At 24.1% G+C, this 10,000-nt stretch carries 11 protein-coding genes; 5 read left to right on the top strand and 6 right to left on the bottom strand.

Features of this window, described 5'->3' with window-relative positions; genetic code table 11:
- Nucleotides 1-40: 40 nt before the first annotated feature.
- The 4 genes from ACTT9X_RS05580 (at nucleotide 41) to ACTT9X_RS05565 (ending at nucleotide 3,866) form a co-directional block, all read left to right on the top strand.
- Nucleotides 41-829, top strand: coding sequence for a phytanoyl-CoA dioxygenase family protein (locus ACTT9X_RS05580; protein ID WP_440934659.1), 789 nt, complete (start codon nucleotides 41-43; stop codon nucleotides 827-829).
- Between the two features lie 129 nt (nucleotides 830-958).
- Nucleotides 959-1,789: a hypothetical protein gene (locus ACTT9X_RS05575; protein WP_440934658.1), complete on the top strand. Its 831-nt coding sequence runs from the start codon at nucleotides 959-961 to the stop codon at nucleotides 1,787-1,789.
- Nucleotides 1,790-1,791: 2 nt separating this feature from the next.
- Nucleotides 1,792-2,895 (top strand): FkbM family methyltransferase, encoded by a 1,104-nt coding sequence (locus tag ACTT9X_RS05570; RefSeq protein WP_440934657.1) that lies wholly within the window; start codon nucleotides 1,792-1,794, stop codon nucleotides 2,893-2,895.
- A 17-nt stretch (nucleotides 2,896-2,912) separates the two neighbouring features.
- Nucleotides 2,913-3,866: a hypothetical protein gene (locus ACTT9X_RS05565; RefSeq protein ID WP_440934656.1), complete on the top strand. Its 954-nt coding sequence runs from the start codon at nucleotides 2,913-2,915 to the stop codon at nucleotides 3,864-3,866.
- 51 nt (nucleotides 3,867-3,917) lie between these two features.
- Here ACTT9X_RS05565 and ACTT9X_RS05560 read toward each other — a convergent pair whose 3' ends face one another.
- The 4 genes from ACTT9X_RS05560 to ACTT9X_RS05545 are packed head-to-tail and all read right to left on the bottom strand — an operon-like array spanning nucleotide 3,918 to nucleotide 6,979.
- Nucleotides 3,918-5,396, bottom strand: coding sequence for an AMP-binding protein (locus ACTT9X_RS05560; RefSeq protein ID WP_440934655.1), 1,479 nt, complete (start codon nucleotides 5,394-5,396; stop codon nucleotides 3,918-3,920).
- A gap of 3 nt (nucleotides 5,397-5,399) precedes the next feature.
- Nucleotides 5,400-6,110 (bottom strand): SDR family NAD(P)-dependent oxidoreductase, encoded by a 711-nt coding sequence (locus ACTT9X_RS05555; protein ID WP_440934654.1) that lies wholly within the window; start codon nucleotides 6,108-6,110, stop codon nucleotides 5,400-5,402.
- Entirely contained in the window at nucleotides 6,091-6,318 is a 228-nt protein-coding gene (locus tag ACTT9X_RS05550) for an acyl carrier protein (RefSeq protein ID WP_440934653.1), read from the bottom strand. Before ACTT9X_RS05550 ends, ACTT9X_RS05555 begins: the two co-directional genes overlap by 20 nt.
- Nucleotides 6,308-6,979, bottom strand: a complete 672-nt coding sequence (locus ACTT9X_RS05545) for a hypothetical protein (protein ID WP_440934652.1) — start codon at nucleotides 6,977-6,979, stop codon at nucleotides 6,308-6,310. Before ACTT9X_RS05545 ends, ACTT9X_RS05550 begins: the two co-directional genes overlap by 11 nt.
- A 93-nt stretch (nucleotides 6,980-7,072) precedes the next feature.
- Between ACTT9X_RS05545 and ACTT9X_RS05540 the strand changes: the two genes are divergently transcribed.
- Entirely contained in the window at nucleotides 7,073-7,693 is a 621-nt protein-coding gene (locus tag ACTT9X_RS05540; protein ID WP_440934651.1) for a WbqC family protein, read from the top strand.
- A gap of 18 nt (nucleotides 7,694-7,711) precedes the next feature.
- Here the strand turns inward: ACTT9X_RS05540 and ACTT9X_RS05535 are convergent, their stop codons facing one another.
- Together ACTT9X_RS05535 and ACTT9X_RS05530 are read right to left on the bottom strand one after the other, a co-directional pair.
- Nucleotides 7,712-8,830 (bottom strand): aminotransferase class V-fold PLP-dependent enzyme, encoded by a 1,119-nt coding sequence (locus tag ACTT9X_RS05535; RefSeq protein ID WP_440934650.1) that lies wholly within the window; start codon nucleotides 8,828-8,830, stop codon nucleotides 7,712-7,714.
- A 116-nt stretch (nucleotides 8,831-8,946) separates the two neighbouring features.
- Nucleotides 8,947-9,807, bottom strand: a complete 861-nt coding sequence (locus tag ACTT9X_RS05530) for a glycosyltransferase (protein ID WP_440934649.1) — start codon at nucleotides 9,805-9,807, stop codon at nucleotides 8,947-8,949.
- Nucleotides 9,808-10,000: the final 193 nt, after the last annotated feature.

Raw genomic sequence — 10,000 nt, 5'->3', positions numbered from 1 at the left:
AGTAAATAATCATTTTATGCTATCAATTTATTATTGATAGATGAAAAGTAAACTTAAGGATGGTATTAATAGCATAAAAAAAAACGGTTATTTTGTTCTAAAAAACCAACTTTCATTAGATACTTGTAAAAAGTTATTAACATTAACCAAACAGCTTACCAGATCTCAAAAAAATATTTCCAAAAGTGTAAGTGGATCACAAGAAACTTCAAATAATGTTTTTAATTTACAGAATAAAAATATCTTGTTTATTAAAGCACTTACATCCAGCAAAGTTCTTGAAGATATTTTAAAGTATTTTTTAAATGATAAATGGTACACTTCGATCAAACCAGATTATCCAAATTACATCATAAGAGCTTTTGGAGCGAGAAGTTCAGTTGCAAAAATGCCTATACATATTGACTCTTTAATCCCATATAAAGGGAATGAAATTATTGCTATGCCTTGTGCTTTAGTTTTAGAAGACCAGAATCTTGATAATGGATGTACAATATTTAAACCAGGATCTCATTTATCAGGTAAATGGGCAAATCAAAATATAAAAGCCAAACCTGTTTTTCCTAAAGTGGGAGATATTGTAATGTGGGATGGAAGAGTATGGCATGGAACTACAGAAAATAAATCTGGAAAGAGCCGATGGGTGCTGTTATCTAACTTTACAAGATGGTGGTTAAAACAACAGTTTGACATACCAAGAGCTTTACCGAAAAAAATTTACAAAGATCTAACTGTAAAAGAAAAAATTTTACTTGGATTTTGTAGCTATGCTTATAAAGACGAATTTGAAGGAAGTGAAATGAAGAGAGGAATTAAATCATTAAGATAAATATATGAGTAATAAAAAACATAAATTTGGTGAATTAGAAAATGTAAAAGCAAAAATACTTCTTAATTTCAGGATGCCAAACGCGTATGTTCTAAAATAATAATAATGATTGTTTTGTTGAGAGTATAATTGAGTAAGGAAATCGTATTCATTGGTTCATCTGCAATAGGTTTAGAAAAACTTTCTCAGTCAAAAAGGTTTAAAATTATTGACGTCTTGTGTCTTAAAAAAAAAGTTAATCCTGAATTAGAAATTGTAACAAATAAATTGGGATTAAAAATTAAGTCATTTAATTGGATAAATGATTTTGAGAAATTAATTAATTTATATGAAAACTCAATTCCTTTTTTTATTTATCAATTAGACATGCTTGTGCCAGCTATTCTAACTGAAAAATATAATTTTTTTAACCTACATCGTGGTAATCTCAAAACAAATAGAGGTCCCAACCCTGATATCTGGCCTATTTTATTAGGACACAAATCCACTTCAATAACACTACATAAGATTAATAGCAGGATAGACTTGGGCATCGCAATTGATTGGTATGATGTTGAAATTTCTAACAATGATAGTGTAAATGATGTTATAAAAAAATTAGAGAAAGGTTTACCTAAACTTATCGAGTCTACTTATCTTTTTATTCTAGGCAAATTAAAAGGAGAAAACATTGAAGACGGTATATATAGACCATGGGTAACTGAACAAGATTTCACAATTGATCTAACAACAGATAGCATGGATACAATAGATCAAAAGATTAGATCTCAGAAAAATTATAATGGGGCAATATTTTTTCACAATGGAAAAAAAAAATATGTCATTAATGTTTTTTCATCTATTCCATCAAATTTAAGTAAAATTATTTCCACTAAAAAGGACAATAAGAATATTTATTTTCTAGAAAATACAAAACCAAAGTATCAATTGCCAAAGTTTCCACCCTCCAAAAGAATTTAACAATGTTAGATAAAATAATTAAAAACAAAAAAAATTACACCAATGAAATTATAGAAAAATTGAAAAATTCAAAAAAAAAATTGATAGTTTATGGTGCGGGTATCTATTCATATGTTTTAATTAAATATTTAAAAGCAAAAAGAATTAAAATTTTTAAAATTGTTGTTGATGAAAAGTACAAGCATAGTGAAATTTTACTCGATACTGAAATTATTTTTGTCAATGATATTTTGGATAATATCAATGATTATAATATAGTTGTCGGATTTCCAAATTATCCACTAGCAATTAAAAAATTGAAAAAATATGGTGGAAAAAACCTATTTGTAATTGATGTACCAGATTTTTTAAATATCCCCAAAACATTTATGGAATATTCGTTTATCATTGAAAATAAAGAAAATTTTGAAAAAGCTTATAATTGTTTTGAAGACAAACTTTCCAAAAAAACTTTTATAGGTGCCATTAATACAAAACTTTCAGGTGATTTGTCCTATATTAAAAAAAATATCCAGTTAGATCATTTATATTTTACAAAAAAAAATTTTCCTAAAAAAAAAAATGAAATCTTGCTTGATGTGGGTGGTTTTAACGGAGACTCAATAAAGGATTTTCATTCAATAGCTAATGGCAACTACGATCATATAATTTCCCTCGAGCCATTCCCCAAAATGTTTAATGAACTTAAAAAAACAATTAATAATTTACAAATTAATGATAGATGCACACCTATTCAGATAGGAGCATGGAATAAAAAGGACATTTTATCTTTTAGCAATACTGAAAAAGATATAGATAGTAAAATTGAATTACATGGTGACGATAAAATAAATGTGAACACAATTGATTCTATCCTATCACGCACAAATCATTCAGTTTCTTATATAAAAATAGATATTAATGGAGCAGAGTATAATGCTTTGAAGGGAGCATCAGAAATAATTTCTAAAAATAAACCTTTTATTGCTGTTAAAATGCATGTGAAACAGGATTTTTTTCGTCTGCCAATATTGTTAAAAAAAATTGCTCCAAAAATTAAACTTCAATTAAGACAAAGAAATTATATGTCAATGATGTTAGTATTGTATGCATTTTTTGATGAATAGAATTGAAATTATAGATTATGTTTAAATGGAAAAAGCTTGGAAAAATATTTGATCCAAGTAAAAACGAAACCAAAGAATGGATGCAAGAATATGCGCAACTTCCTGTCCCATTTATATTAAACGATGAAGTTATAAGAGTTTACTTTGCAACTAGACCAAAAAAAAATACAGATCTAAAGTATGTATCAAGATCTGGATATGTAGATTTAGACAGAAAAAATTTAACACAAGTAATAAATATTTCTGATAAGCCTTTATTCGAAATTGGTTCGCCTGGTTCTTTTGATGAATTTGGTGCAATGACAAGCTGTTTTATAAAAGTTGGTAAACAGATTTATGGTTACTATACGGGCTGGTCTAGATTACAGACTGTTCCATATAATATGGCAATAGGTTTGGCTATAAGTTCTGACGGTGGTAACACATTTAAAAAAATAAGTGAGGGACCTATATTAGGACAAACTGAAAAAGAACCGTTTTTGTTATCAGGTCCAAAAATAATTGTTGAAAATGGTCTATGGCATATGTGGTATCTTGTTGGAACTAAGTGGTTAAATCATAATGGAAAATATGAACCAGTGTATAAGTTCGCTCATGCAAAATCTAAAGATGGTATAAGTTGGGAAAGAAATGGAATTCCAATAATACCCTCTAAATTTAAAGATGAGTGTCAAGTTTCATTCTCTGTTGTTAAGCACAATGATAAATGGAATGCAATTTTTGCTTATCGAAAACCCTTGGATTTCAGAGAAGCTTCAGATGGTTCTTATAGGTTAGGATACGCTTATTCTAATGATTTAGAGACATGGCATCGAGACGATGATAAAATTGGTATAGATGTATCAAAAAATGGATGGGATTCTCAAATGTTAGCTTATCCCAATATTTCTGAAATTGATGGAAAAAAATATTTATTTTATTGTGGAAATGAATTTGGAAAATATGGTTTTGGCTTGGCTCAATTGCTTTAAAATTAATAAAGTAGATTTTTACTTACAAACGTGAATTTAGAGATCTAATATTTATATTTGCACAGATAAGTTTTGATAAAAGCTTCTATCAATTTTGAAATTTCTATTTTTTTTTAATGGTTTTCTATAGAAATTAAGTTCTTTAGGTTTCATATAGTATGGTAATTTTTTATTTAAATAATTTTCAACAAATTTTTTTTTTAAACTCTTAGTATGATAAATATGTGCAGTTAAAAATTCGATATTCTTATTTTTTGACTTAGTAACAATATTTTCCTTAACGTTTTTTAATTTACTTATTTCTTTTTCTATTTCTTCGAGCTCTATTCTGTGTCCCATTAATTTGACTTGATTATCTTTTCTTCCGATAAAAAATATTTTGTTATTTTTCTTTTTAATTATATCACCAGTTTTATAGCCAATTATTTTATTATGTTTCTTAATAAATTTATTTTTAGTTTCTTTTATATTTTGAAAATAACCATTTCCCACACCTTTTCCAAACAACAAAAGTTCACCAAAATTTTTTTTGCTCAATATTTTAAATTTAAAATTTTCACTTATTTTCCCTAATGGTACAAATTTTTCATTATCATCAAAAATATCTTTTTTTTTAATAAAATGATGACTACAAATGCAAGTACATTCTGATGGGCCATAAACATTAATCAATTCCTTTTTTAACATCCATAATTCTTTCAATTTATTTTTAGGAAAGCCTTCACCACCAAATATTACATAGTCGAGCTTTTTTAAATGTTGTCTTTTAAGCAATCTTAAATTTAATAGATAAATTATTAAAGATGGGACAGAAAACCATATATTACAATTTGCTTTTAATATTTCTTTTGGAACATTCATTAGATCTTCGATCTTGTCTGTATTTATAGGACTTAGAATAGATCCTGTAAAAATAGAGATATAGAAATCAAATATTGAGTTATCAAAATATAGTGGGTTTAATTGTGAAAAATTTTTTTGTTTTTTTTCGTTAATTTTCAATATTTTTTTCCATATATTTATAAAGCTCAATATACTTTCTTCTCCTATACAACAGCCTTTGGGAGCTCCTGTAGAGCCAGAAGTAAAAACTATGTAGGTATTATCTTTTATTATCTTAGTTTTATTTTTATTTTCATTATCAAAATTTTTTTTTAAAATTTCTTTAATTTTATATTTTTTGATATTTTTTATTTTTTCAAATTTTTTGCTTGAATATAGTAAAAAAAAATTTCCATTTTTAATTAATTTTTTAAATCTTTCTTTTGGAATTTTTGGATCAATTATTGAATAAGCAAATGGTGTTTTGATAGCTCCAAGCATTGAATAATAGGTTTCGATATTCTTATTTCCCTCAATAAGAATTACTGTTTTTTTTTTGATGTTTTTAAAAAAAAATTTTTTATATTTATTTGAATTGTAGTCCAATTTTTTATAACTTACTTTTTTCTTGTTTATTTGTATTGCTGTATTAAGAGGGTTTTTATTACAAATTTCTAAAAATAATTTAGAAAGTTTATTATTATACATCTTCTATTGACCACCATCTAAAAAAAGTGTCTTTCCATTAAAATAGTCATTTTCAATGATGAAAAAAATTGCTTTGATTAGTTCTTCGATGTCCCCCAATCTTTTTGTAGGGTTATTATCAATAATTCTTTTTATTTGCATTTTAGATGTTTTATTTAATGTAGATTTTATTTTTATATAGCCAGGAGCAACACAAGAAAATCTAATTTGAGTGTTCGAAAATTCTTTTGCCCAAACTTTAGTTAATATTTCGATACCTTTTTTACTAGCAGAATAAGCTGCTTGACCAATTTGTCCTTTGGAATTTGTTGATGAAAAATTAATTACTAATCCAGCCGATCTTTTTTCAAATAATTTATAGGCAAAAATGATACTAGATAGATAAGGTATAAATAAATTTTCATTAAATATTTTTCTCAAATATTTTTCATTATGAATTCTTTTCTCTAAAAAATTGTATGATAATTCACTATGTATAAATCCACAGCAATTTATTAATATTTTAATTTTAGGATAAAGTTTAAAAATTTTTTTAAATAATTTTTCTATTTGTGCAGAGTCTTTTAATCTTACTCTATGATAATTTTTTTTTTTTAATTTTTTTTCATCTATTAAAATTGGATTTAGTTTTTTTTGAATCAATTTTTTTGAAATTGATGAACCAATAGATCCTTCTGAACCTATTATTAAAATTTCATTTTCTTTTAGTTGCATATTTTTTTAAAACTTTAATACAAGAATTTATACTTTTTATATTTATTATTTCTTTTGTCGAAAATTTTATTTTAAACTCTTTTTCTAAACTAATAATAAACTTCATTTGTGCCAAAGAGTCCCAATCTTCTAATGTATTAAAATTTTTATTATTTTTAATTATATCTCTTCCCAAGATCTTTTTTATTTTTTCTATTTTATCTTTCATTTTTAATATATTTAAGAAATATATTACTTCTTATCTTGAGCCTTTTTGATTTTGAGTTGATAAAAGTGCTATTATTTCCAATTTTTCCTGAAACCAATGTTCCCGCGCCTATAAATGAATTATTGCCTATTGATGAATTATTGCTCACAGTAGAATTTGATCCAAAGAAATTACAACTACCAACAGTCGTCTCTCCTGAAACGACCGAGCCTGATGAAACCCAATTAAAATCTTTCATTTTTACGTTGTGTGAAATAACAGAATTACTCCAAATAATATTCCCATTTCCTAGAACGGTTTTTGGGTTAATTGAAACATTATCAAGTAAAATATTATTTTCTCCAATTTTAACGTTAGTAGGCAAACTTACATTTTCATGTACATAATTTATGAATTTATAACCTTTTGATTTTAAAAATTTATGTATATTTTTTCTTACATTATTCATTTCTATATACCCTATGGTAGTAATAAATTTATAATTTTTTGGAGAGAACTTTTTATCAATTTTTTCAGCGGAGAATAAAGGTTTATTATTAAATTTTTTACTTTTAATAAATTTTTTAAAAGAAACATATGCCAATATATTATAATTTTTTTCTAAGTATTGACTTAATATTTTTGATATATTTCCGTTTCCAAATACAAGCAAGTCTTTCATAAGTTTTATAGTATCTACAATTGTAGTTTGAAATAATTTAATTAGTATACATATATTAAAAATATAAAAATTTAACTACAATTTAATTTAAGAATGAAAATTTGTGTAATGCAACCATATTTTGTTCCATATCCAGGATATTATTTATTATTCAAAGAAGTTGATTATTTTGTGGTTATGGATGATGTTCAATTTAATAGAAGAGGATTTGTGCATCGAAATTTATTCGATGTATTTGGTAACAAAACTTGGATTACGTTACCCTTAAAAAAAAAACCTTTAAATACTTTAATTTGTGACTTAGAATTTGATATTAATAGTGAGGCAAGTGAACATTTTAAAAAAAAAATTAATTTTTTACAAAATAGTAAAAATTTAGATTTTATAATGCAAGATTTGACAAAACTTCATCAAACACCTTTAGCTTACATAAATAATTTAAATAAAAAAATTTTAAAAAAACTGAAATTAAATAATAAGATGATATTATCAAGTAGTTTAGAAAATAAAAAACTTAAAGGAGAAAAAAAAATTATAGATATATGTAAAGAGTTAAAAGCAAGTGAATATATTAACTTACCTAGTGGAAAGAAATTATATAACAATAAATATTTCAAAAAAGAAAACATAAAACTTACCTTTTTAAAAGAATATAAGGGTAAAAAATTGTCAATTTTGAATTACTTTTTTGAAAATAAAAATTTTATTATTTAAGATTTATCGTTATATAAATTAATCAAATATCTTTGAAATCGCAAAAATAAATTTATTAATATCTTTTTTCTCAAGATCTTTATTTAATGGTAATGCAAATATTTTATTTGTATATTTTTTTGTTACATTAAGATTGGTTTTTTTAATATTTTTAAAATTTTTTTGATAATTCATTGGTTTAGATGACCATGGATGGAATATTTTGATTTTAAACTTAATGAACTCTTGATAGAAATTATTATAATTCTTTTTAGTACTAATTAAACAAGCCTTTGAACCGAACCAATTAATCCCAAACCCACTTTGTAAAAAAATATCTTTTTTGTTTAGTTCTAAAAATTTTCTTCTAAAATAAATTGAGTTTTTCTTTAGTTTTTTTTCAAATTTACTATTTTCAAAATAATTTGCTAAAAATATAGCTGCATCATACTCAGAAAATTTACCATTAAATCCAATTAAGTTTGCATTTTTTCGTTCAAAATCGGCGCCAAAAGAAATGATTGTTTCAAGTTTTTTTTTATATTTTTTGTTACAAATAATTAAACCTGACTCGTTTGCTCCAAAATTTTTAGTAGGATGAAAACTGCAAGAAATAAAAAAATCAGCTTTATTTAAATCTTTATTAAAATTATTAAAAGTATCAGCTGCATCATAAATGATTTCACATTTGTTTTTTTTTCTTATTTTATTTAATTTAAAAACATCTATGGGCATTCCATGAGGTGAGGGTATTATAATACAAGCGATATTTCTTAATATTTTTTTTGGTAAGTTTATCAAATCATTATCGTTAAATTGCAAATCTTTAATATTAATATCGATGAAAACTGGCTCAAATCCAGCTTGAATTATAGCTTGAGGTGATGAAAAAAAATTGTAAGAGCTAGTTAAAACATACCTTTTTTTTGTTAAGTTTTTTATTAAGTATAAACTGGCAAGAATAGAGCTATGGGCAGATGATGTAAAAACAGTTGTTTGTTTTTTTAAATTAAATCTTTTTTTTATTAATTTATTACATTCATAATATAAGGGTCCGAAATTAGAATAATATCTATTCTTATCAATTAATTTTAAATATTTTATAATTTTATTATAGTTTGTTAAAAGAGGTTTATATTCTATATATTTACTAGTCATAAAATTGAATGATATATATTTATTTTTAATAGTTTCAAAGAAAAATCAAAAATTATTGGACAAAAAATATAGCAAAAGTCAAATTTAATTATTCTCAGTCATTTTATTTTGAAGTATTATTTTTTTTTTAAAATAGATTTAAAAAAACCATAATATCTTAATGTTGCAGTTAACCAAAAAAATGGAATTGCAATAAAATATCTAGGTCTTAGAATGCATTTAAGAGGAAAAACAACAATATACCTTCTTAAAACATGAGTAAGACTTAATATTTTTCTATAGTTAGTCCACCTATTTTTGTTTTCTAGATAATATGACAAATCACCTTGACCATAGAAAATAGTTTTTTTTACATACTTTTTAAAATTTAACTTTTCATTTAAGATTGAATAATGTTGAGAATATAAAACTTTAAGATTTTTTTCTTTTATTAAATCAGCTTTAATTGTATCTACCGCATAGTTCTGAGCGTTATGGGATGAAACTAATTCTTCAACTATGTTATTAAGATATTTTTCTGTATTATAAAAACATGGATCGGTTGGGACATCTATATTTTTTTTACCCTCTTGAAGGAATTCTATCATAATTTTTTTTCCTTTTTCAATAAAATTTCTTTCATACCTACAATTTTGTTTTGCTAAAATTGCAAAACAATCATTACTTTCAAAATCTTTTTTTAAGAGCGATACCAATCCTGATGGCAAAACATTTTTAGTTGATAAGCAAATAACATATTTAGTTTTAACTTTTTTTAATGCAAAATAATGTTGTGTAGCCATTCCAGGACTCACAACATAAACAGAATTTGTATATTTTTTGGCAATATCTATAGTTCCATCTTTTGAACCTCCATCTGCAACAATTATTTCAGCTGGATTATTTTCAACAAGATTAAAAAAAAAAAAATCTAAATCTCTATGCATATCGTTCAATGTTGAGACTATTATTGTAACATCCGAATTAAGTATACTCATTACATGCTTTAATACTTGATCTATAGTTTTTATAAAGGAAAAGTTTATTATTAAATCATTATTTTTAAATATAATTTAATAATTTCATAAGTATGAAGTTTGTAGTAAAAGTAATGCCAATTTTATATTTTAGGTCTTTATTTGTATTTAGATGAGATTTTAGATATTTATCTAAATATTAACTAACTAAATT

It is taken from the genome of Candidatus Pelagibacter sp. (assembly GCF_052049855.1).
In the GTDB taxonomy this organism is placed as follows: Bacteria; Pseudomonadota; Alphaproteobacteria; order Pelagibacterales; family Pelagibacteraceae; genus Pelagibacter.
The sequence above is the reverse complement of the archived record's forward strand: the minus strand, read 5'-3'. Positions and strand labels throughout refer to the sequence as shown.

What these genes read in the sequence shown, in the direction of transcription:
- ACTT9X_RS05580 (WP_440934659.1), top strand. Translation starts at nt 41, where the DNA reads ATGAAAAGTAAACTTAAGGATGGTATTAATAGCATAAAAAAAAACGGT.
- ACTT9X_RS05570 (WP_440934657.1), top strand. Translation starts at nt 1,792, where the DNA reads ATGTTAGATAAAATAATTAAAAACAAAAAAAATTACACCAATGAAATT.
- ACTT9X_RS05565 (WP_440934656.1), top strand. Translation starts at nt 2,913, where the DNA reads ATGTTTAAATGGAAAAAGCTTGGAAAAATATTTGATCCAAGTAAAAAC.
- ACTT9X_RS05560 (WP_440934655.1), bottom strand. Translation starts at nt 5,396, where the DNA reads ATGTATAATAATAAACTTTCTAAATTATTTTTAGAAATTTGTAATAAA.
- ACTT9X_RS05555 (WP_440934654.1), bottom strand. Translation starts at nt 6,110, where the DNA reads ATGCAACTAAAAGAAAATGAAATTTTAATAATAGGTTCAGAAGGATCT.
- ACTT9X_RS05550 (WP_440934653.1), bottom strand. Translation starts at nt 6,318, where the DNA reads ATGAAAGATAAAATAGAAAAAATAAAAAAGATCTTGGGAAGAGATATA.
- ACTT9X_RS05545 (WP_440934652.1), bottom strand. Translation starts at nt 6,979, where the DNA reads ATGAAAGACTTGCTTGTATTTGGAAACGGAAATATATCAAAAATATTA.
- ACTT9X_RS05540 (WP_440934651.1), top strand. Translation starts at nt 7,073, where the DNA reads ATGAAAATTTGTGTAATGCAACCATATTTTGTTCCATATCCAGGATAT.
- ACTT9X_RS05535 (WP_440934650.1), bottom strand. Translation starts at nt 8,830, where the DNA reads ATGACTAGTAAATATATAGAATATAAACCTCTTTTAACAAACTATAAT.
- ACTT9X_RS05530 (WP_440934649.1), bottom strand. Translation starts at nt 9,807, where the DNA reads ATGAGTATACTTAATTCGGATGTTACAATAATAGTCTCAACATTGAAC.